Below are 20,448 nucleotides of genomic sequence, written 5' to 3'. Positions count from 1 at the left end.
AGGAGCGCGGAAGGCTGCTCGTGCAGGGTGCATCCACCCTTGAGGCGTGCGGGTCTCGCCCGGGAGGGCGCTGGCCGAAACGCCGGTGTTGATACACGTGTGACGGGTGGGGTTACGCGGCCCGAGGCGTCCCCCGGGGTCCTCTTCCTGGACCGCGAGCAGACCTCGGCCAAGGCGGGCTCCGCCGGGGTGCCGCACTTCTTCACGGACACCCGCCTCGTGTCATCGGCGTGCCCGACCCGGTGTGGGGCGAGGTCGGCCGCGCCGTGGTCGTCCTCGCGCCGGACGCCCGCGCCGATGAGGACGCGATCCTCGGCCACCTGCGGGGCCGGCTCGCCCCGTACAAGATCCCCAGGTCCCTCGTCGTGACCGGAGCGCTGCCCCGCACTCCCTGCGTCGCCCGGGCCGTCTACCGCCACTACGCCTGACGACACCGCGCCGCACGACGAGGGAGCGGTACCGACCCACCGGGTCGGTACCGCTCCCTCTTTCCGTCTCAGCCCACCGGGCGCAAGGAGGCGTCGAGTTGCTGCTCCAGAGCGGCCAGCGTGCGGTAGCAGGCCATCACCTGGGCGATGGAGGAGTTGGGCTCGCGCCCCTCGCGGATGGCGGCGACGAACTCGCGGTCCTGGAGCTCGATGCCGTCCATCGACACGTCCACGCCGCTGACGTCGATCGGCTCGTCCTTGCCCGTGACGAGGTCGTCGTACCGGGCGAGGTAGGTGCCGGTGTCGCCGATGTAGCGGAAGAAGGTGCCGATCGGCCCTTCGTTGTTGAACGACAGCGACAGGGTGCAGAGGGCGCCGTTCTCCGCACGCAGCTGGATGGACATGTCCATCGCGATGCCGAGCTCGGGGTGGATCGGGCCCTGAACGGCGTTGGCCTGCACGATCGGCGAACCGGTCTGGTAGGCGAAGAGGTCGACGGTGTGCGCGGCGTGGTGCCACAGCAGGTGGTCGGTCCAGGACCGCGGCTGCCCCAGGGCGTTGAGGTTCGTGCGGCGGAAGAAGTACGTCTGCACGTCCAGTTGCTGGAGCGAGAACTCACCGGCCCCGATCCGCCCCCGCACCCACTGGTGGCTGGGGTTGAAGCGCCGGGTGTGCCCGACCATCCCGACCAGCCCGCTGCTGCGCTGGGCCTTCAGGCAGGCCTCGGCATCACCCAGGGAGGTTGCCAGCGGGATCTCGACCTGGACGTGCTTGCCCGCCTCCAGACAGGCCAGCGTCTGCTCGGCGTGCAGCGGAGTGGGCGTGGCGAGGACGACGGCGTCGATGTCGTCCATGGCCAGCACCTCGTCGAGGGTGGCGACGCCGCGGCCGACGCCCTGCTCCTCGGCGAACTTCCGCGCACTGTCGAGGGATCCGCTCACCACGGCGGCCACCTCGACGCCCTCGATCCGCCGGAGCGCGGCGGCGTGCTTGGCCCCGAAGGCGCCGCCTCCGGCGAGGGCGACCCTCAGGATTCGGTCGTCAGACATGTCACTCCTTCACGGCGGGCGTCTCGGCCCCCGGGTGGTCTTCCAGGATCAGGTGGCCGACGGCGGTGTTGGACGCCGGCACGTGGTAGAAGCGGTGCTTGACCTCGGCCCGGCCGGCGCCGTCCACGTCGCTCATCGCGCCCCGGGCTATGAGCCACATGACCAGCTCGATGCCTTCCGAACCGGCCTCCTCGACGTACTCGAGGTGCTGGACCTGCGCCAGGCCGGCCGGGTCGGTGATCAGACGGTCGAGGAAGGCGTTGTCCCACGCGCGGTTGATGAGGCCGGCGCGGGGCCCCTGGAGCTGGTGGCTCATGCCTCCGGTGCCCCACACCTGGACCTTCAGGGGCCGGTCGTACGACTCGATCGCCCGGCGCAGCGCCCGGCCCAGCTCGAAGCAGCGGGCCCCGGAGGGGACGGGGTACTGCACCACGTTGACGTGGAAGGGGATCACCTTGCACGGCCACTTCTCGACGTCGCCGAACATCAGCGACAGCGGGACGGTGAGTCCGTGGTCGACGGTCATCTCGTTGGCGAGCGTGAGGTCGAAGTCGCTCCTGATGAGCGTGTGCGCGATGTGCGCGGCCAGGTCCGGGTCGCCCTCTACGCCGGGGACGGGGCGCGGCCCGTACCCCTCGTCGGCGGTGGGGAAGGCGGCGCCCGTCCCGAGCACGAAGGTCGGGATCAGGGACAGGTCGAAGGCGGAGGCGTGGTCGTTGTAGACCAGGAAGATGACGTCGGGGAGGTTCTCCCGCTCCCACTGCCGGGAGTACGCGTACCCGTCGAAGACCGGTCGCCAGTAGGGCTCGTCGGTCTTGCCGTGGTCCATCGCGGCGCCGATCGCCGGGACGTGGGAGGTGAAGACCGCTCCGGTGACCACGGCGTGCTCGGCCGGGGGCGCCGGGTCGGCGTGCGCCGCCTCCAGGACGGCGTGGTCGATGCGGTTGCCCTCGACGGAGCGGCCGCCGCCGGCCATCATGGCGCGGTACTCCTCCTCGGTCATGCCCGTCATCGAACCGGCCATCTGCTGGAACGAGAAGCCCAGGGTCGCGCCCCACTTGGCGAGGAAGTAGATGTTGCCGCCCGCGCGCACGGCGGCGTTGAGGTCGCGGTCGAGCAGGGCCTGCTTCTGGTCCTCGCGCAGCGGCCAGGAGTCCAGGTAGGCGCGTTCGTCGGCGAGGTACAGGGCCCGGTTCTCCGCCGTCATGAGCGACATGCAGAACTGGTTGAGGTGGTAGCCCTTGGCGGACTGCTCGGCGTCGAAGACCGTGGTCCCCGGCACCAGTTTGTAGGTCTTGTCCAGCGACATGGTGGCCTCCGGTGGTGGGTGGATCAGTCGGCGTCCGGCCAGTACAGGCGCATGGGGTTGTCGACGAGGAGCCCCCGCTGCAGGGCCGGGGTGGGCGCGATGTGCGGGATGAAGTCGACGAGCAGGCCGTCGTCCGGCATGTGGCCGGTGAGGTTCGGGTGCGGCCAGTCGGTGCCCCACAGCACCCGGTCGGGGAACTCCTCGACCACGCGCCGGGCGAAGGGGACCACGTCGCGGTAGGCGTGCCGCTCCCCGTCGAGGGCGGGCGGGCCGCTCACGGTGAGCCGTTCGGGGCAGGTCACCTTGCACCAGATGTCGGGCCGGGCCCGCAGGAAGTCGAGGAAGGCCTCGAACTCCGGGCCGTACGGGTCTTCGGTGACATCGGGGCGGCCCATGTGGTCGACGACCAGCGGCACCGGGATCGACAACAGGAACGCGCGCAGGTCGGCGAGGTCGGCCGCCTCGAAGTAGACGACGACGTGCCAGCCGTACGGGGCGATCCGCCGGGCGACGTCCATCAGGTCCTGGCGGGGCGCCGCGTCGACGAGCCGCTTGACGAAGTTGAACCGCACGCCACGGACGCCCGCCTCGTGCAGCCTCCGCAGCTCGGCGTCCGAGACCCCCGGCCGTACGGTCGCCACGCCCCGGGCCAGGCCTCCCGACGCCTCCAGGGCGTCGAGCAGGGCGCTGTTGTCGGCGCCGTGACAGGTCGCCTGCACGACCACGGTGCGGGTGAAGCCCAACCGGTCGTGCAGTGCGCGCAGTTGGTCCTTGGACGCGTCGCAGGGGGTGTACTTCCTCTCGGGGGCGTACGGGAACTGCGCCCCCGGTCCGAAGACGTGGCAGTGCGCGTCGACGGCGCCGTCGGGCACCCGGAACCCCGGCCGGCTCGGGTCGGCGTACCAGTCCAGCCAGCCGGGGGTCTTCGCGTAGGTCGTCATCTCGGTACCGTCCGTCCTGCCCGTCCTGTGCGTCCTGTCCGTCACTTCAGTCCTGTCCGTCACGTCAGTCCTGGTACCGCAGGCCGAGCTCGGCCAGCGGGCCGCGCATCGCGTACATGTCCAGGCCGAGCTCGCCCGCACGGAACCGGGCGCGCTTGCCCTCCTCGTTGGCCTCGCGCCGGGCCGAGGCCTCGGCGACCTCGGCCGCCCGCTCGCGCGGCACGACCACGACACCGTCACGGTCCGCCACGACGACGTCCCCGGGCCTGACCAGGGCGTTGGCGCAGACCACCGGCACGTTGACCGAGCCGAGCGTGGCTTTGACCGCGCCCTTGGCGTTGATCGCCCGGGAGAAGACCGGGAAGTCCATCGCCTCCAGGTCGGCCACGTCGCGCACGCCGCCGTCGATGACCAGGCCCGCACACCCCCGGGAGCGGAACGAGGTGGCGAGCAGATCACCGAAGAAGCCGTCCTCGCTCTCGGTCGTACAGGCCGCGACCACGACGTCGCCCTCCCGGATCTGCTCGGCGGCGACGTGGAGCATCCAGTTGTCACCGGGCTGCAGCAGCACGGTCACCGCCGTACCGCACAGCCGGGCGGCGGGGTAGACGGGGCGCACGTAGGGACGCATCAGCCCCACCCGGCCCATGGCCTCGTGGATCGTCGCGACACCGAAGGCCGACAGGGCGGCGACGGCCTCGGGATCGGCGCGGGTGATCGATGTGTGGACGACACCGATCTCGGTGTGTTCCATGCGTTCTTCTCCTGGGAGTTCAGTGGCCGGCCGCGGCGAGGCGGGCGGCGAGTCGGGGGTAGACGCGAAGGGCGTTGCCGCTGTAGACAGCGGTGCGTTCCTCGTCGGAGAGGTGCGGGGTGGCCTCGACGTACCGTTTCGTGTCGTCGAAGTGGTGGCCGGTGCGCGGGTCGATGTCGCGGACGGCGCCGATCATCTCGCTGGCGAACAGGACGGAACGGCTGGGCACCACCCGGGTGAGCAGGTCGATGCCGGGCTGGTGGTAGACGCAGGTGTCGAAGAAGACGTTGTCCAGCAGCGTCTCGGGATCCGGCCTGCCCAGCGCCATCGCCAGACCGCGGAAGCGGCCCCAGTGGTAGGGCACCGCACCCCCGCCGTGCGGGATCACGAACCGCAGGGTGGGGAAGTCGGCGAACAGGTCGCCCTGGACCAGCTGCATGAACGCCGTGGTGTCGGCGTTGAGGTAGTGGGCGCCGGTGGTGTGGAAGGCCGGGTTGCACGAGGTGCTGACGTGGATCATGGCCGGTATGTCGTACTCGGCCATGGCCTCGTAGAGCGGGTACCAGCTGCGGTCGGTCAGGGGCGGCGCGGTCCACCTGCCGCCCGACGGGTCGGGGTTGAGGTTGACCGTCACCGCGCCGAGCTCCTCTACCGCGCGGCGCAGCTCGGGCAGGCAGGTCGCCGGATCGACGCCGGGCGACTGCGGCAGCATCGCGCCCATCGCGAAGCGGGTGGGGTAGAGCGCGGCGACGCGGTGGACCAGGTCGTTGCAGATCCGCGCCCACGTCGAGGAGACGGCGAAGTCGCCGATGTGGTGGGCCATGAAGCTGGCCCGGGGGGAGAAGACCGTCAGGTCGCAGCCGCGTGCGTCCATGAGCCGTAGCTGGTTGTCCTCGATCGCGTGGCGCAGGTCGTCGTCGGTGATGACCAGGTCGTCGGGGTGGGGCGCGTCCCGGGGCGCTCCGACCGCCGCGACCTGGCGGTCGCGCCACCCGGCGAGCTGCGGCGGTGCGGTGGTGAAGTGTCCGTGGCAGTCGATGATCATGTGGGTGCTCCAGGTGGTGTGGTCGGGGTCAGCCCGAGCAGCCGGCCGGCCAGCCCGTGTACTGCTCGGCGAGGTAGGTGCGCCCGGCGCGGGTGCCCACCACGTTGTCGAGCTCGCCGAGCTGGAGTCGCAGGTCGAACGGCGTTGCTCCGGCCGTCGTGTGCAGCAGCCGGGTCATCCAGGAGGAGAAGTTCTGCGCCCGCCAGATCCGCTGGAGGGCCCGCGGCTGGTAGTCGTCCAGCGCGGCCCCGCCGGCGCCGCCGAGCGCCTTCAGCAGGACGTCGGCGAGCACCTTCACGTCGTGCAGCGCGAGGTTGAGCCCGCGGGCACCGGTCGGCGGCACGGTGTGCGCGGCGTCGCCCGCCAGGGCCATGGACCCCCAGCGCATCGGCTCCTGGACGAACGAACGGAACCGCAGCACCGTCTTCTCCAGGACCGGCCCCTCATGGAGGCGGAAGCCGTCCCGGCCGGCCACGCGGGCCTGGAGCGTCTCCCAGATGCGGTCGTCCGGCCAGTCGTCGGGGGAGGCGCCGGGATCGCACTGGAAGTACATCCGCTGCACGCTCTCGGTGCGCTGGCTGATGAGCGCGAAGCCGTGCTCGGAGTGGGCGTAGACCAGCTCGGGCGCGCTCCTCGGCGCCTCGGCCAGGATCCCGAACCACGCGAAGGGATACTCCTTGCCGTAGCGCACCCGCCGCTCCTCGGGCACCAGATCGCGGCACATGCTGCGCGAGCCGTCGGCCCCGACCACGTACCGGGCCCGGATCTCGTGGCGGGACCCGTCGGGCGCCGTGTAGCGGACGCGGGGAGTGTCGGTCGTGATGGCGAGAACCTCGGTGTCCTTGACGCCGAAGTGGACCGTGCCGCCGTCGCGGGCCCGGGCGTCGGCCAGATCGACGAACACGTCGGTCTGCGGGTAGAGCCACGCCGAGGCGCCCACCAGCTCCTTGAAGTGGATGCGGTGCGGCCGGCCGCCGAAGCGGAGCTCGATGCCCTCGTGCTCGTGGCCCTCGCGCAGGATCCGGTCGCTGACCCCGGTCTCGACGAGGTCGCGGGCCGCACCGGCCTCGAGGATGCCCGCCCGCTGTGTCGTCTCGATCTCGTGGCGGGTGCGGGTGTCGACGGCGATCGCCTCGACTCCCGCCCGTCCGAGCAGGTGCGCCAGCATGAGGCCGGCGGGACCGGCCCCGACGACGGCGACGGGTACCGAGACAACGGTGTCGACGGGGGTGTCGGCCATGGCATCTCCTGAGCGGCTGCGAACGTCGGGAACACCCCGAACGTTGGCAGCCGGCACCCGTGCCGGTCGCCGGTGTTTCCGCCAGGCGGAAGCCCTTCGGAGTCAGTCCGCCGTGCGCGCCCGTCGGCCGAGCTCGTCGGAGATGCCGTACGCGGCCCTGAGCAGCGGCTCCCGAAGTCCCCGCGCACGGTTCGCACTACGCGCCGCCACGACGATCCCCAAGGCGGCGCTGACGGGCCCGTTCCGGCCGATCCGCACGGGCGCGGCCACCGCGACCGTGTCCTCGGAGAGCTGCCGGTCGCTGACGAAGACCTGCTCGCGGCGGATGACGTCCAGCTGGGCGCGGAGCGTCTTGGGGTCCGTGACGGTGTGCGGGGTCCAGGCCCGCAACGGCGACTCCAGGACCTCCTCCTGGACCTCCCGCGGCGCGTGCGCCAACAGCACCCGGCCCATTCCGGTGGAACCGATGGGGAACCGGCTCCCGACCATCGTCAGCAGCTGCACCGACCGGTGCCCGGCGATCCGCTCCACGAACACGAGCTCCAGGCCCTCGCGCACCGCGAGCTGCACGTTCTCGTGCGTCGCCTCGTAGAGGTCCTGCATGAACGGCAGGGCGGTGTCCCGCAGGATCTGGGTGCGCGGACAGCCGGAGGCGATCTCCCAGAGCCTCAAACCGACGTGCCACGTCCCGTCCTCGACCCGCTCCAGAGCCCCCCACGCCGCGAGCTCCGCCACCACGCGGTGGGTGGTGCTGAGGGCCAGCCCGGTCCGCTGGGCGATCTCCGACAGGGTCTGCGACGGGTGTTCGCGGTCGAAGGCCGACAGGACCAGAAGGACCTTTCCGGCCGCGGTGTTCCGGGTTGTGCTCACGCGGCCAGTCTCGCAGACCCGCGCCGAGCCCCCCGGCCGCGCGCCGCGCCCTCGCCCGTACCATCTGCCGGACACCAAGGAGGAGACGTGGAACGAGAGATCTCAGGGCTGTCCTCGATGGCGACGCGGCCCGTGCTCGCCGAGCTGGCCGAACACATCCGGCGTGCCGAAGGGCTCGCCGTGCACTTCGATTCCGCGGGTGGCGTCGAGATCGCGCGGCGGGTGCGCGAGGGCGCCGAGGCCGACGTGCTCGTGCTCGCGGAGGGGGCGCTGGCCGGGCTGGCCGAGGAGGGGTACGTCCTCCGTGATTCGCTGCGCCCGCTGTGGGTCTCACAGGTCGTCGCCGCGGTGCCGGACGGCACACCGGTCCCGGCGCTGCGCTCCGCGTCCGACCTGCGGGCCGCGCTGCTGTCGGCGCAGAGGATCGCCTACTCGACCGGCCCCAGCGGCACGGCCCTCGTCGATCTGATCACCCGGCTGGAGCTCGCCGACGCACTGGGGGACCGGCTCGTCCAGGCGCCACCGGGCGTGCCCGCGGGCAGCCTGCTGTCGTCCGGCCGGGCGGACCTGGCCTTCCAGCAGCACAGCGAGCTGATGGACCTGCCGGGCGTCGTCGTGGCCGGCCCGCTGCCGGGCGAGCACGCGATCAGCTCGACGTTCGGCGGGGGAGTCCTCACCACCTCCACCCAGCCGGGCCGCGCCCGCGAAGTCCTCGACTTCCTGGGCTCCGGCCCGGCATGGAACACCGCCCGCGCCAGGGGCATGCGGGCCTTCGGGGACCGCTGATCGGTCCGCCACCGCCGAGGGGGCGTACGCCCTACGGATGCACCGGCACCACCGGCACCACCTGGCTCGCGGTGCAAGCGTGGGCGAAGTCCACGGACGCGTTGAAGAATCCGCTCCGCGTCCGCGTCCGGCGTACGCCGCTCATTCCCGTGGCCGGCTCCCCGCTCTGCGGGCAGCCGCGGCCAGCCAGTCGTGGCGGATCAGGCTGCTGAAGGGTTCGATCAGCAGCCAGTAGGGTCGGAACCGGCGTGCGGACGCCTGATCGGTCCCATGGACCCTGGTTTCGGTGTGCAGGTGGGTCCCGGCGCCCTGGCTCGCGACCGAGAAGGCCATCAGTCCCTTGATGTGCCCCGGCTCGTCGAACTCCAGGTACTCGTCGGGCGTCAGCGTGAGCCACTTCTGCCGCAGGGACCACGGCTGTCCCACGAAGCCGACGACGAGATCCCCACCCGGGTCGTCCTGGAGCTGGAAGGCGCCCACCCCTTCGTGCAGCCCGTCGACGACAGGCGCGTCCCGGTCCAGATACCGCTCCTCTCCGGGGGACGTGAGGCGGGCCGGAATGCTGCGCACGAAGACAAGCGGCCTGAGCGCGTACATCTCCGCGGGCCGCACCTCGCGCACCGCCCGCGCGACCACCCCGGGGTCGGCCGGCATGCTCCGGCCGTGGTGGGTGCGCCACTGGTACTGCGGCAGCCAGCTGTCACAACTGGCCACCTTCGGATCTGTCTTGTGACCGCGCATGACGTCGCCTCTCGTCCCTTCCCTCGATGAGAACCGCGCTCGCCGGCTCGGAGACATGCCCGGCGAAGCGCACCCTCGTCCCACTCGGCGGTGCGTGCGGGAAGCCGGCCGAGCGTCCCGCGGCGATTACGATACCCGAGTTCCGGAACTCGGGTATCGTAAACTGGAGTCATGCCGAACCCGACACCGCGACTGGGGCGACCCAGGGACAGCCAGATCGACAGCACTGTGCTCCGAGCCGCGCGCGAACTGCTCGCGGAGGTCGGCTACGCCGGGGTGGCCATGGACGCGATCGCCGCCCGCGCGGGCGTGGGCAAGGCTGCCATCTACCGCAGGTTCGGCTCGAAGGCGGAGCTGCTCTTCGCCTCGGCCGTGCACGGTATGGACATCGAGCCGCCGCCGGACACCGGCTCGCTGCGCGGCGATGTCCGCGCGATGGCGGGCCTCGCCCTTGAGCGTCTCTCGACGCCCGCGGCCCGGATGCTGACTCCCGCGCTCATGGTCGAGATGTCTCGCGACCCTGCGCTGGTCGCCCGCTTCCAGGGCACCTTCATCGCCCAGGAGCGGCGCGACCTCACGGCGATACTGGAGCGCGCCGAGAAGCGGGGTGAACTGCCGGGTCCCTTGGACCCGACGGTGGCTCATCTGCTGCTGGGCGGACCGCTGTTCCTCGCGCTGTTCGCCTTCCACCTGCCGGTGGACGAGATCCTGCTCGACGAGCTCGCCTCGGTGATCGCCGCCGGGCTCATCGCCCGCTCCCGGGACGCCGCCGGCTGATTCGGCCCAGGGCGTCGGACGGGCCCGGTGTTCGCCGGGGATTCCCGGCCCCGCGGTTGCGGGCGGGGTGCGGCGGAGGGGCGTCCACGGTGCGGGCAGCCGATTGACCGGCTCGCGCCGCCCCGGCTATGTTGCGCGCCATGTACCGATCCGCGCTGCTGACGACACGAGGTCACGTCGACCTGAAGCGTGTCTGCTCCGCCGCGTGTCAGTGGTCCTGACCGTACGGCGACCGCGCGGATCCCTCGTCTTCGTCCTGCCCGTCGGCGGGTCCGGAGCCTGAACTCCCGCACCGTCCCCGCGTTCTGGTGAACAGTGCTCCCTCCGTGGAGCTTCCCGCGCACGCCCCTGCCCGGAGCCGGCCGCCCGTCACGGGCCGGTCCCGGCGGCCGGGCCTCGCGTGCCACCGCACAGGACCTGGAAGGCCCCCGTGGACAGATCGAAGACCTCCCCCGACCGCCGACTCGCTCCGCTGCGCCGTGCCGACATCCCGCCGGCCGGTGCGAACCCGCTGCGGAGGGTGTCCGGTACCGGAGCGGTGCTGGGCGCCGTCCTCGACCACGGTCCCGTCGCCCGCAGCACCATCGCCCGGCTCACCGGACTTTCGCCCGCATCGGTCAGCGGGCACTGCGGGGCACTGCTGGACAGAGGGCTGGTCAGGGAGGGCCCCGAGACCGCGGGCCCTCGGGGCGTCCGGATCATCCACCGGGCCCTCGACTCGGGCATCAACTTCGTCGACACGGCCGACGTGTACTCGGCGGGGGAGTCGGAGACCATCGTCGGGAAGGCCCTCGCCGGCGGCCGGCGGGACGGCGTGGTGCTGGCCACCAAGTTCCACGGCAGCCTCGGCTCCGACCCCAACGAACAGGGCAACAGCCGCCGTTGGATCATCCGCGAGGTGGAGAACAGCCTGCGCCGGCTCGGCACCGACTGGATCGACCTCTACCAGGTGCACCGGCCCGAGCCCGAGACCGACTTCGACGAGACGCTCGGCGCGCTCAGCGACCTCGTCCACCAGGGCAAGATCCGCTACATCGGCACGTCCACCTTCGAGCCCTCCGCGATCGTCGAGGGCCAGTGGATCGCCGAACGCCGCGGCCGCGAAAGAGTGGTGACCGAGCAGCCCCCGTACTCGCTGCTCGCGCGGGGCATCGAGCGCGAGGTCCTGCCCATCGCTCAGCAGTACGGGCTGGGCGTGCTCAGCTGGAGCCCGCTCGCCGGCGGCTGGCTGTCCGGTCGCTACCGCAAGGGCGCCGACCAGCCCACCTCCAGCCGGATCGACCGGCAGGCCGAGCGCTTCGACATTGCCGACCCGGAGAACGCGGCCAAGCTGGACGCCGCCGAGGCACTGGCCCAGCTGGCGGAGGAGGCAGGACTGACCCTGGTGCAACTCGCCCTGGCCTTCGTGCTGGAGCACCCCGCCGTCACCTCGGCCATCATCGGGCCGCGCACCTTCGAGCAGCTGGAGAGCCAGCTGGGCGCCGACCGGGTGCGGCTGAGCGCCGACGTGCTCGACCGCATCGACAAGATCGTGCCGCCGGGCACCAACCTGTCCGCCCGGGGCGCCGGATACGTGCCGCCCGCACTCTGCGACCCGCGGCTGCGCCGCCGCCCGCGCGTCTGACCGGCCGGGCCGCCGTCCCCTCCCCCGACGGGGGACGGCGGCCCGCCACGGTGCGGTGCGTCAGCGGCGGAGCACCTTGCGGGAGACCACGTTGCCGAGGAGCTGCGCCGACTGCACGAGGGCGATCAGCACGAGCACCGTCACCACCATCACCGAGGTGTCGAAGCGCAGGTAGCCGTACGTCATCGCCAGGTTGCCGACGCCTCCGCCGCCGACCGTGCCGGCCACCGCCGAGAAGTCGATCAGTGCGACGAGCATGAAGGTCATGCCGAGGACCAGGGGTCCGAGCGCCTCCGGGACGAGGACCGTGAGCAGGATCCGCAGCGGGCTCGCGCCCATGGAGCGGGCCGCCTCGATCACGCCGGGTTCGACGGAGAGCAGGTTGGACTCCACGATCCGGGCGACCCCGAACGTCGCGACGACCGTCATCGGGAAGATCGCGGCGTTCGTGCCGATCATCGTGCCGACCACCCCGCGCGTGACCGGTGCCAGCGCGACGATCGCGATGATGAACGGCACGGGCCGGATGACGTTGATGAGCAGGCCCAGGACCGTGTGGACGATCCGGTTCGGCAGGACGCCGCCCTTGCGCGTGGCGTAGAGGGTGAGCCCCACCGCCAGGCCGCTGAGGGTCGACAGCGCCAGGGTGATCAGCACCATGTAGACGGTCTCGCCCGTGGCGTCGAGGACCTTGGGCCAGAACGTGCTCCAGTCCGCCTTCACCGGACACCCGCTTCCGCGAGGTCGGGTACGCCCAGCCCGGCGGCGACGGCCTCGACCGCGCCGGGCTCGCCGCGCAGTTCCAGCGTCACACTGCCCAACGGGCGTCCGCGCACCTCGGCGACGCCTCCGTGGACGAAGGTGAAGTCGACGCCGTGGACGCGCAGGAGCTCCGAGAGGCCGTCCAGGGCGGGGCCGCCGTCGACGACGGGCACCGTGACCAGGCGGCCGGGGTGTCGGGCGCGAAGGCGTTCCAGGAGCCCGGCGTCCGGCTCGGCGTGCTGCGCGGAGCGGACGAAGGCGGCCGTGGTCGCGTGGCGGGGCCGCGCGAAGACCTCGTAGACCTCGCCGCTCTCGACCACCTTGCCGTCCTCCATGACCGCGACGCGGTCGCACAGGGTCCGGACGACCTCCATCTCGTGGGTGATGAGGAGGATCGTGACGCCCAGCTCGCGGTTGACCCGGCGCAGCAGGGCGAGCACCTCGCCGGTGGTCTGCGGGTCGAGGGCGGAGGTCGCCTCGTCGCACAGCAGGACCTTCGGGCGGGTGGCGAGCGCGCGGGCGATGCCGACGCGCTGGCGCTGGCCGCCCGAGAGCTGCTCGGGGTAGCGCTTCCCGTGGCCGGCGAGACCGACGAACTCCAGCGTCTCCTCGGCGCGGGCCCGGGCCGCGGTACGGTCCATCCCGGCGAGGCGCAGCGGGTAGAGCACGTTGCCCAGGACCGTGCGCGAGCGGAAGAGGTTGAACTGCTGGAAGATCATGCCGATCTCGCGGCGGATGGGGCGCAGCCGGCGCTCGCCGAGGGACGAGAGGTCCTGGCCGTCCAGCAGCACGCTGCCCGAGGTCGGCTCCTCCAGCCCGTTGACCAGGCGCAACAGGGTGGACTTGCCCGCACCGCTGTGCCCGACGACACCGAAGACGGTGCCCGCCTCGACGGTGAGGCTGACTCCGTCCACGGCGCGCGCTCCGCCCGGGAACTCCTTCGCGACATCGCGCAGTTCCACGGCGGCGGTCATCGCTTCAGCTGCTTCTGGATGCGGGCCACCTCGGCCTGCAGCTCGGCGGCGGGCAGCTCGATGTGGTGGGCGGTGCCGTTGCTGGTGCGGCGGACCTCGTCCTGCACGACCTGCGAGGCGTAGAGCTTGACGATCTTCTGGTAGTCCGCGTCGTCCTTCCGGTCCGCGCGGGCGGCGATGACGTTCAGGTAGGGGACGGACTGCGGCCCGGCCGGGTCGTCCTTGAAGAGCGCGGTGTCGGCCTTGATGCCGGCGAGCTCGGCCACGCCGTCGTTGATGATCGCGGCGTCCGTGTCCTGGAGGGTCCGGGGGGTCTGCTGGGCGTTGACCGGAGTGAGCTTGACGTGCTTGGGGTTGGCGGTGATGTCGTCGGGAGTGGCGAAGAGCCCCGCGTCCTTCCGCAGCTCGATGAGCTTCGCCTGTTCCAGCACGCGCAGGCCGCGCCCCTGGTTGGCGGGGTCGTTGGGCAGGGCTATCTCGGCCCGGTCGGGGAGGTCCGCGAGCTGCTTGTGCTTGCTGGAGTAGAGGCCGAGGGGGACCACTGTGGTCGCGGCGATGGGGGCGATGTCGGTCTTGTTCTCGGTGTTCGACTGGGCGAGGAAGACCAGGTGCTGGAAGGCGTTGAGCTCGATGTCACCGGCGCTGAGGGCCTTGTTGGGCAGCGAGTAGTCGTCGAACACCACCGTCTCCACGGTGAGGCCCTCCTTCTTGGCCTCCTTGGCGAGGACGTCCCATTCCGGGGAGTCTCCGGAGATGCCGACCCGGATGCGGTGGTCGTCCGAGCCTCCGGCGCCGCAGCCGGACAGGAGGAGGGCGAGAACGGCGGCGCTGGACGCGGCGAGCAGGGTACGTCGACGCGGCAGTGCAGAAATCATTGTGTGATCCATGTGCAGAGGAAGAGTCAAACGAAGGGATAGCTGGATCGTAGATCGAACTCGTCCAGCTACCTTCGAATCTTTGGTTCAATTCATGAATCTGCAATGAATGAAAGGCGGTGGGGGAGGGGGGAGGGAGGTGTGGAGCGTCAGCCCACGAACTCCTCGTCCCCGTAGCGCACTTCCGCGGTGTCCCAGTCGACTCCCAGTTCCGCCGTGAGCTTCTTGGCGAGGGGGAGGTCGGTGAGCGGGGCGATGAGGATCAGCCTGCCGTCGACGGTCACGGAGCCCCCGCCGAGGCGTTCGCGGGCCTCGGGGTCGGCGAGGAGGGCGTCATGGAGGCGGGTCGGGCTCACTCCCGGGGCCTGGATCTGCACGGCGTCGGTGTCCGGCGCGTTCCGCGGCAGGCAGCGGAACGTCAGCACCGACTCCTGGTGGTACTGCTTGCGGATGACGTCGGCGATGTGGCGCAGCCCCGCCGGGTCGACCCGGTTGACCTCGAACTCGCGCGAGCGCTCGTAGGTGGTCTGCTTCAGCTCGTCGGACCAGAAGACTCCGTCCAGCAAGGTCGAGGAGCCGGGCTTCGCGCCGTGGGCCCGGATGATGCCGCGCACCTCGTGGTCGAAGCGGTGCAGGCGGGTCCGCAGCCGGGGGTCCGCCGGGTCCGTGATGATCGCCGTGTTGTCGGTGGCGAAGACCTCCGCCACCGCCGGGCAGCCCGGGGGCGAGGCCGGGCTCGCGTGTGCGCTCCCCGTGCCGGCCGATCCCAGCGTGAGGACCCCGACCGCGACCAGGACCCGCAAGTGCTGCTGCTTCATGTGCCAACTCCCTTTCCGGTACACCGGGATGGTGTACCGGCGACGGACGGACGTCCACGTCGCCTCGGGCAAGGAGAACCCGATCGGTCCCGCATGCGTCAGGAAGATCGGATGCGTTCACGTGATCGTCAAGAACGGCCCGCCGGGGGCCGGGCCGGGACCGCCGTACGGGCGGTCCCGACCGGGCGGGCGGGCGCAGGAGGGCGGGCGCCGCGGGCGGGCGCCGCGTCGGCTACCGCCAGACGACGGCGCGCCAGCGGACCGGCCAGCTCCGCGAACTGCCCACGTCGCCCGCGACGCTCCCCTTCGCGTTGATCGCGAGCGGCTGGGTCGTGTCGATGCCGGCGGGCAGCGGAAGGGCGGTGACCCGCCCCAGCGGGTCCCAGGTCACGGCCCGCTCGTCGGAGGTGCCGACGCCCGTCCCCGCGTCGTTGATCCCGTTCACGAAGACCCGGCCCGTGCCGGGCAGTACCGCGAGCTCGGTGGTGACGTTCCCGTCCCACCGCACGGCGTGGTCCTTGACGTTCCCGACGATGACATCGGCGTTGTTGACGCTCACGGACCGCGCGCCGATCCCCTGCGACGGCAGGGCCTCGAACTTCTTCCCGCGCGCGGCTCGGACGGCCTTCCACTCCCCGGCCCCGTCGGTCGCCCGGCCGATCACCGTGCCGCGGTCGTTGATCGCGGCCGGCTCGCTGTACGAGCCCCCGAGCGAGCCGAGATCGTGGACCCGGCCCGCGGTGTCCCAGCGCACGGCCCGCGTCTTCTCACCCGGCACGAACACGTAACCGGCGATCTCCCCGCGCTTGTTGATCCCGGTGGCGACGCCCCCCTCCGCCCTCGGGGGCAGGCGCAGTACGGTCGCCCGGCCGTCCGGCCCCCAGCGCACCGGGCGCGTGCGGGCGGCCGTCGACAGACGTCCCACGGCGACGCGGGAGTCGTTGATGTCCTGGGCTTCGCCGTCGACGTAGCCCGCCGGCTCCTCGAGCCGGGTGAGGGCACCCGACGCGTCCCATCGGGCGGCATGGCGCACGCCGTCCGCCGTCGCGGTGAAGCCGGCCACGGTGCCGTCCTCGACGACCTTGACCGCCTGCCCGCCCGAACCACCGGAGACGGCCTGCAGACGGGTGAGGGAGCCGTCGGCGCCCCACCGTACGAGGTAACCGTCCTCGTTCTCGTCGAGCGAGAGCCCCACGACGTCGCCGGCGTCGTTCATCGCCTGGGCCGAACTACTGGAATGGCCTGCCAGGAGCGGCAGTTCGTACATCGAGACGGCAGCGCCGGAGGGCGCGGAGAGCGCGGAAGGCGCCACCATCACGGATAACAACGCGGAAACCACCACGGGCATCAAGAAGATCTCCCCTGTCTTCTCGGACTGACACGGCGCCGGACGCACCCGCCCACCCCTGTTGATCCCCCGGGCGGCGAGCACGGCACGACGCCCGAGCCCTCCCCAGCCTGCGACACGAGGAAACGTGCCGGGACAATTCAGTGCCCGTCGGGCGCAGGTACCAGCGCGGGCAGCAGCATGGCGAGAACCGATTCCATGTACGCCTCCGGCAGGGGGCGGGTGCGCAGGAGCCAGGTGTGGTAGATCGGCCCGTAGAGCAGTTCGACGGCCATCTCGAGGTCGAGGTCGGCGCGGATCTGCCCGGCGTCGCGCGCGGTGGCGAGGCGCTCGACGCATGCGTCGATGGAGACCCGCAGGATGCGGGTGACCCCCTCCGCGGCCACCTCGTCGGATTGGGCGGCGCCGATCAGTCCTCGCCAGATCTCGCCGAACTCGGTGTTGAACAGTCGCATGACGCTGGAGGTCTGAGCGACCAGGTCCGCATGGATGTCACCGGTATCGGGAAAGCCTGCGGCGGCGTCCCGGGCGTTCTCGACGCCCTCGATGAGGATGGCGGCCTTGGAGGGCCACCACCGGTAGATGGTCGTCTTGCCGACCCCCGCCCGGGCGGCGATGCCCTCGATCGTGGTCGAGGTGAATCCCCTCTCCACACAGAGGCCGAGAGCGGCCTCGATGATGGCCTGCCGGGACTCTTCGCTGCGGGTTGCGGGACTCACGGACCAACTCTATCCGAGCGCAACGCTACGTCTCGTGTTGACAGTCGCCAGTTTCAGCCACACACTGATCACGCAACGGTCCGTTTCGTATCGCTTGCGTAGCGGGGGGCGTCTCCGGTACCCGGGACCCGGGTACCGGAAAGACGCCCGATCGGGGCTATCCGGGTCTGCCCGAAGGACCGTGCAGGAACTCCAGGCGCTGCTCGGCCAGTTTGACGTTCCGGGGGTCGAGGGACGGCAGGTCGTGCAGGAGGCGGATGAGCTCCGCAGCGGTGTCGAGGGCCGCCGCCGGCTCTCTGAGCCTGGTCCAGCAGTGCAGGGCGCCGTCCGCGGCCGCGTGGACCTCCGGCGCATCGGGAGACTGACTGCCCAGCCGGATCCGGCCCGCCTTGGTCCACAGCCGGGTCGCGAGCTCGAAGGAACCTGCCATCCGCGCGAGATCGGCACGGATCTCCAGCCAGCTGATGGCTCCGGGCGACCCGTACCCCGACCGCTGCAGCACGTACTGCTCCCAGGCCTCGGCGAGACCCGCGGCCTCCGCGTGCCGGCCCGCAAGGGCCAGGGCATGGATCTGCGGCCGCGGATCCCGCACCACCTCGTCCGCGGCGGTCGGCTGCCGAGCGGCCACCTCCTGCCGGCCCATGACGGGGGCCCCGCTCACTGGGGAAGCCGGGGCGGCGAGCTCACGCGCGGTCGGCACGACCAGCGTGCCCGGCGGCAGCGCCGCCGCACCAACGGCCAGAGCGTGCACCTGAAGATTCGCCGGGCGGCCCGGACCCGCGGCGAGCTGAGCGATCCAGCACCGGGTGTACCTGCTCACCGCAGTCCCGCTGCCGGCGAAATCCGGCGGCGAGACGACCCCGTACACCTCGGCGGAAGGAGACGCGGGCAAGCTGCCGTACTCCTGCAGCAGCGGCCACGCCGCCTTGTCCGCGACCAGGTCCAGCACCACCGTCGTCAGCCCGGCCGGACGGCCCCGCAGTTCCCTGCCCAGCCACTCCCAGGGCAGCGCCGTATAGCGAACCGACCCGGCCGTCGTACCGGCCAGGGCCAGGTGCAGCCGACGGCCACGGCGGTCGACGGTGAGGCGGCCCGACAGATAGACCAGCAGCGGACCCCGGGTAGCCGCAGCCGTCCGCAACCGCGTCACCACCAGGTTCGGATCCCGGGCCCCGTCCAGGTAGGTCGTATCGCAGGAGACGCCACTGTTCAGGAGCAGCGAAACCGGAACGACCCCGAGCGCGGCCAGGTTGGCACTCGGAGCCACCTGAACAGCGCGACGGCGCACGGCGCCGTCCCCCGCTATGAGAAGGACATGCCCCCGCTGTCCCCATTCCACTTTCTGCATGAGCAGACCGTACTCACACCGCGGCGATGGGGTTCAGCGGGCGAGGGAGACGGCGAACGGCCTGAAGCCGTGTCGGCGCAGGACGTGGGGCACGACCAGGATCATGGCTTCGGTGGCGCGGGCCGTGGTGATGTCGCCGAGGTCGTGGGTGGCGTTGGAGACGTCGATGAGGATCTTGCCGGCGAGTTCGGTTCGCAGGCCGGCCAGGAGGTCGAGGGCGCTGTCGCCCGGCGTCGCGTTGATCACGATGTCCGCCGTGCGGGCGGTGGTGCGCTGGTCGGCGAAGGAGACGCGGGGGCCCGTGCCTTCGGCAACCGCTGCGGGCTGCTCCGTCGGGCTCCGGCGGCCGAGGGCGACATGGTGTCCGGCCGCGGAGAGCTTGCCTGCGAGGTTGGCGCCGACGCGGCCGGCGCCCAGGATGCCGATGCTGGTCATGAGGTGATGCTCCTTGCGTTGTCGGGCGGGAAGGGCGGAGGTCGTCGGTCAGGCGATCGGCGACAGGACCTTCAGGGCGGCGGTGTGGATGCCGGGGGCGGAGGCCAGGAAGTCGCGGCTGCCGGTGGTCCAGGGCTCGCCCGCCAGGTCGGTGACGGTGCCTCCGGCCTCGGAGACCAGCAGCGCGCCGGCGACCAGGCCGGAGCGGACGTCGGAGAACTGCCAGAACGCGTCCATGCGCCCGGCGGCGACGTGGATGAGCTGCATCGTGGCGGGCACGGACACGCGTACGACCAGGCCGTTGACGAGCATGGCGGTGACGGAGTCGCCGATCCGCCGGAAGGTGCGCTCGTCCTCGCCTGGCCTGGCCTGGCCGGTGCCGGTGAGTGCCGCGCCCAGGTCGGTCTTGGCGGACACCTGCAGCGGTCGGCCGCCCAGCCGGGCGCCACCGCCGGCGACGGCCGTGTAGGTGTCGTCGGTCAGCGGCAGGTGGACGACGGTGAGTACCGGCCGGTTGTCGCGGACCAGGGTGGCGGTGACGGACCAGTCGTCCATGCCGTGGACGTGGTTGATGTTGCCCTCGGCGGGGTCGACGACCCACCACTCCCCGGACGGGAGCGCGCCGCCGGCCAGCTCGTCCTCGGCCCACTGCGATCCAGGCCGGGCCCGCAGCAGCGGCTCCCGCAGTACGTCCAGGACCGCGTCGTCGTTGGCGTGGATCTCCTCGACGACCTCGTCGAGGCTCACTCCTCGGGCGTACGGGGTATGGCGGTCGCGCAACGTGCGGCCGGCGGCCTTCACCGCGGCGGTCACCTCGGGCAGGAGCGTCGTGTCGGCGGCGAAAGGCATGGCTGTGCTCATGGCGGGCTCCCTGGATTCGGTCGATGCGGGCGGCTCGTTCCCTGCCCGCGAGGTCCACACCCTCGTCCAGCAGGCCCACCGGCTTCTCTCCGCACAACAGGAACTCGACCTGGCGGCTCTGGAACGGGTCTTCACCGTGCGCTGGCACGACGCCCTGGCCGCCGCGTGCGGCACCGCCCTGATCACCGCCGTCCACCGCCGAGCCCCCGGGGTCCAGCTGCGGCTGCCCGCCGAACCCGGCACGGACACCCCCGAGCTGCGCCGCGGCGAGGTCGACCTCGAATCGAGCTCCAGCCGGCCGGCGCTCCCCGACATCCGCCACCGCCTCGTCGGCAGGGACCGGCTGGTCGTCGCCGTCCGTCCGGGCCACCCGCTCGCCGAAGGCCCGCTGAGCCTCGATCGCTACACGGCCGCCGAACACCTCACCGTCTCGCGGCGCGGAAGCCTGCGCGACCCGATCGATGACGCCCTGACCGCACGCGGCCTCGAACGACGCGTCGTCTCCGCCGGGCCCACCACCGCCTTCGCCCTGCAACTCGCCCTCGGCACCGACCTGGTCGTCACCCTCCCCGACGCGGTCACCCGCGCGGCCCGGGACCAACTCGGCCTGTTCGCCCTGCCGTTGCCGCTCCCGCTGCCCGACGTTCCGCTGTACCTGCTGTGGCACCAGCGCTACGACGACGACCGCGCCCACACCTGGCTGCGCGAAACGGCTGCCGAAACCGTCCAGGCGCTCTTCTGACG

General features: G+C 71.8%; 20 protein-coding genes and 2 pseudogenes. 5 read left to right on the top strand and 17 right to left on the bottom strand.

Annotated features, from left to right (window positions below; translation table 11 throughout):
- Positions 1-221: 221 nt before the first annotated feature.
- A pseudogene (locus OG898_RS32105) lies at positions 222-428 on the top strand (p-hydroxycinnamoyl-CoA synthetase); the annotation flags it as partial.
- A gap of 68 nt (positions 429-496) precedes the next feature.
- Here the strand turns inward: OG898_RS32105 and OG898_RS32100 are convergent.
- The 7 genes from OG898_RS32100 to OG898_RS32070 all read right to left on the bottom strand — a co-directional run bounded on the left by OG898_RS32100 (position 497) and on the right by OG898_RS32070 (position 7,636).
- Complete coding sequence (locus tag OG898_RS32100) at positions 497-1,477, bottom strand: Gfo/Idh/MocA family oxidoreductase (protein ID WP_266961715.1); 981 nt, start codon at positions 1,475-1,477, stop codon at positions 497-499.
- A gap of 1 nt (position 1,478) precedes the next feature.
- The gene (gene ligA / locus OG898_RS32095; RefSeq protein ID WP_266961713.1) at positions 1,479-2,786 is read right to left on the bottom strand and encodes a protocatechuate 4,5-dioxygenase subunit alpha; all 1,308 of its coding nucleotides are present in this window, start codon (positions 2,784-2,786) and stop codon (positions 1,479-1,481) included.
- Between the two features lie 23 nt (positions 2,787-2,809).
- Positions 2,810-3,727, bottom strand: coding sequence for an amidohydrolase family protein (locus tag OG898_RS32090; protein ID WP_250738386.1), 918 nt, complete (start codon positions 3,725-3,727; stop codon positions 2,810-2,812).
- A 64-nt stretch (positions 3,728-3,791) separates the two neighbouring features.
- Positions 3,792-4,481, bottom strand: coding sequence for a 4-carboxy-4-hydroxy-2-oxoadipate aldolase/oxaloacetate decarboxylase (ligK, locus tag OG898_RS32085; protein WP_266961710.1), 690 nt, complete (start codon positions 4,479-4,481; stop codon positions 3,792-3,794).
- Between the two features lie 19 nt (positions 4,482-4,500).
- Positions 4,501-5,526 carry an amidohydrolase family protein gene (locus tag OG898_RS32080; RefSeq protein ID WP_266961708.1) on the bottom strand — a complete coding sequence of 342 codons (1,026 nt, stop codon included), beginning with the start codon at positions 5,524-5,526 and terminating at the stop codon, positions 4,501-4,503.
- Positions 5,527-5,554: 28 nt separating this feature from the next.
- Positions 5,555-6,766 (bottom strand): 4-hydroxybenzoate 3-monooxygenase, encoded by a 1,212-nt coding sequence (locus OG898_RS32075; RefSeq protein WP_266961706.1) that lies wholly within the window; start codon positions 6,764-6,766, stop codon positions 5,555-5,557.
- A gap of 102 nt (positions 6,767-6,868) precedes the next feature.
- Positions 6,869-7,636 carry an IclR family transcriptional regulator gene (locus OG898_RS32070; RefSeq protein ID WP_250738374.1) on the bottom strand — a complete coding sequence of 256 codons (768 nt, stop codon included), beginning with the start codon at positions 7,634-7,636 and terminating at the stop codon, positions 6,869-6,871.
- A gap of 87 nt (positions 7,637-7,723) precedes the next feature.
- Between OG898_RS32070 and OG898_RS32065 the strand changes: the two genes are divergently transcribed.
- Positions 7,724-8,422 carry a substrate-binding domain-containing protein gene (locus tag OG898_RS32065; protein WP_266961704.1) on the top strand — a complete coding sequence of 233 codons (699 nt, stop codon included), beginning with the start codon at positions 7,724-7,726 and terminating at the stop codon, positions 8,420-8,422.
- 141 nt (positions 8,423-8,563) lie between these two features.
- On the opposite strand, the gene OG898_RS32060 is transcribed toward OG898_RS32065, so the two are convergent.
- Positions 8,564-9,163 (bottom strand): hypothetical protein, encoded by a 600-nt coding sequence (locus OG898_RS32060; protein WP_266961702.1) that lies wholly within the window; start codon positions 9,161-9,163, stop codon positions 8,564-8,566.
- 171 nt (positions 9,164-9,334) lie between these two features.
- Here OG898_RS32060 and OG898_RS32055 point away from each other — a divergent pair, with 171 nt between their 5' ends.
- Both OG898_RS32055 and OG898_RS32050 read left to right on the top strand, forming a co-directional pair.
- The gene (locus tag OG898_RS32055) at positions 9,335-9,940 is read left to right on the top strand and encodes a TetR/AcrR family transcriptional regulator (RefSeq protein ID WP_250738368.1); all 606 of its coding nucleotides are present in this window, start codon (positions 9,335-9,337) and stop codon (positions 9,938-9,940) included.
- A 637-nt stretch (positions 9,941-10,577) separates the two neighbouring features.
- Positions 10,578-11,564 carry an aldo/keto reductase gene (locus OG898_RS32050; protein ID WP_266962681.1) on the top strand — a complete coding sequence of 329 codons (987 nt, stop codon included), beginning with the start codon at positions 10,578-10,580 and terminating at the stop codon, positions 11,562-11,564.
- Positions 11,565-11,624: 60 nt separating this feature from the next.
- On the opposite strand, the gene OG898_RS32045 is transcribed toward OG898_RS32050, so the two are convergent.
- The 9 genes from OG898_RS32045 to OG898_RS32005 all read right to left on the bottom strand — a co-directional run bounded on the left by OG898_RS32045 (position 11,625) and on the right by OG898_RS32005 (position 19,704).
- Entirely contained in the window at positions 11,625-12,287 is a 663-nt protein-coding gene (locus tag OG898_RS32045) for a methionine ABC transporter permease (protein WP_250738366.1), read from the bottom strand.
- Complete coding sequence (locus OG898_RS32040) at positions 12,284-13,300, bottom strand: methionine ABC transporter ATP-binding protein (protein WP_266961699.1); 1,017 nt, start codon at positions 13,298-13,300, stop codon at positions 12,284-12,286. The genes OG898_RS32045 and OG898_RS32040 overlap by 4 nt, the downstream gene beginning before the upstream one ends.
- Complete coding sequence (locus tag OG898_RS32035; RefSeq protein WP_266961697.1) at positions 13,297-14,175, bottom strand: MetQ/NlpA family ABC transporter substrate-binding protein; 879 nt, start codon at positions 14,173-14,175, stop codon at positions 13,297-13,299. The genes OG898_RS32040 and OG898_RS32035 overlap by 4 nt, the downstream gene beginning before the upstream one ends.
- A 149-nt stretch (positions 14,176-14,324) precedes the next feature.
- Entirely contained in the window at positions 14,325-14,993 is a 669-nt protein-coding gene (locus OG898_RS32030) for a hypothetical protein (RefSeq protein WP_266961695.1), read from the bottom strand.
- Positions 14,994-15,225: 232 nt separating this feature from the next.
- Entirely contained in the window at positions 15,226-16,308 is a 1,083-nt protein-coding gene (locus tag OG898_RS32025; protein WP_266961693.1) for a hypothetical protein, read from the bottom strand.
- Positions 16,309-16,481: 173 nt separating this feature from the next.
- On the bottom strand, positions 16,482-17,060 hold the full coding sequence (locus OG898_RS32020) for a TetR/AcrR family transcriptional regulator (protein ID WP_250738356.1): 579 nt from the start codon (positions 17,058-17,060) through the stop codon (positions 16,482-16,484).
- Between the two features lie 157 nt (positions 17,061-17,217).
- Positions 17,218-18,327, bottom strand: coding sequence for a hypothetical protein (locus tag OG898_RS32015; protein WP_266961691.1), 1,110 nt, complete (start codon positions 18,325-18,327; stop codon positions 17,218-17,220).
- 114 nt (positions 18,328-18,441) lie between these two features.
- Positions 18,442-18,843, bottom strand: a complete 402-nt coding sequence (locus tag OG898_RS32010) for an NADPH-dependent F420 reductase (protein ID WP_266961689.1) — start codon at positions 18,841-18,843, stop codon at positions 18,442-18,444.
- A 48-nt stretch (positions 18,844-18,891) separates the two neighbouring features.
- Positions 18,892-19,704, bottom strand: a complete 813-nt coding sequence (locus OG898_RS32005; protein ID WP_266961687.1) for an inositol monophosphatase family protein — start codon at positions 19,702-19,704, stop codon at positions 18,892-18,894.
- Here OG898_RS32005 and OG898_RS32000 point away from each other — a divergent pair.
- Positions 19,658-20,446: pseudogene (locus tag OG898_RS32000) on the top strand (LysR substrate-binding domain-containing protein); the annotation flags it as partial. The gene OG898_RS32005 and the pseudogene OG898_RS32000 sit on opposite strands and share 47 nt — an antisense overlap.
- Positions 20,447-20,448: the final 2 nt, after the last annotated feature.

Origin of the sequence: Streptomyces sp. NBC_00193 (assembly GCF_026342735.1) — a bacterium.
Taxonomy (GTDB): domain Bacteria; phylum Actinomycetota; class Actinomycetes; order Streptomycetales; family Streptomycetaceae; genus Streptomyces; species Streptomyces stoeckheimensis.
This window is presented reverse-complemented; position numbering and strand designations above follow the sequence as displayed.

Coding starts and splice junctions, on each gene's coding strand:
- OG898_RS32060 (WP_266961702.1), bottom strand. CDS start 9,163: ATGCGCGGTCACAAGACAGATCCGAAGGTGGCCAGTTGTGACAGCTGG.
- OG898_RS32100 (WP_266961715.1), bottom strand. CDS start 1,477: ATGTCTGACGACCGAATCCTGAGGGTCGCCCTCGCCGGAGGCGGCGCC.
- OG898_RS32075 (WP_266961706.1), bottom strand. CDS start 6,766: ATGGCCGACACCCCCGTCGACACCGTTGTCTCGGTACCCGTCGCCGTC.
- ligK (WP_266961710.1), bottom strand. CDS start 4,481: ATGGAACACACCGAGATCGGTGTCGTCCACACATCGATCACCCGCGCC.
- OG898_RS32080 (WP_266961708.1), bottom strand. CDS start 5,526: ATGATCATCGACTGCCACGGACACTTCACCACCGCACCGCCGCAGCTC.
- OG898_RS32055 (WP_250738368.1), top strand. CDS start 9,335: ATGCCGAACCCGACACCGCGACTGGGGCGACCCAGGGACAGCCAGATC.
- OG898_RS32030 (WP_266961695.1), bottom strand. CDS start 14,993: ATGAAGCAGCAGCACTTGCGGGTCCTGGTCGCGGTCGGGGTCCTCACG.
- ligA (WP_266961713.1), bottom strand. CDS start 2,786: ATGTCGCTGGACAAGACCTACAAACTGGTGCCGGGGACCACGGTCTTC.
- OG898_RS32005 (WP_266961687.1), bottom strand. CDS start 19,704: ATGAGCACAGCCATGCCTTTCGCCGCCGACACGACGCTCCTGCCCGAG.
- OG898_RS32035 (WP_266961697.1), bottom strand. CDS start 14,175: ATGATTTCTGCACTGCCGCGTCGACGTACCCTGCTCGCCGCGTCCAGC.
- OG898_RS32010 (WP_266961689.1), bottom strand. CDS start 18,843: ATGACCAGCATCGGCATCCTGGGCGCCGGCCGCGTCGGCGCCAACCTC.
- OG898_RS32090 (WP_250738386.1), bottom strand. CDS start 3,727: ATGACGACCTACGCGAAGACCCCCGGCTGGCTGGACTGGTACGCCGAC.
- OG898_RS32040 (WP_266961699.1), bottom strand. CDS start 13,300: ATGACCGCCGCCGTGGAACTGCGCGATGTCGCGAAGGAGTTCCCGGGC.
- OG898_RS32025 (WP_266961693.1), bottom strand. CDS start 16,308: ATGGTGGCGCCTTCCGCGCTCTCCGCGCCCTCCGGCGCTGCCGTCTCG.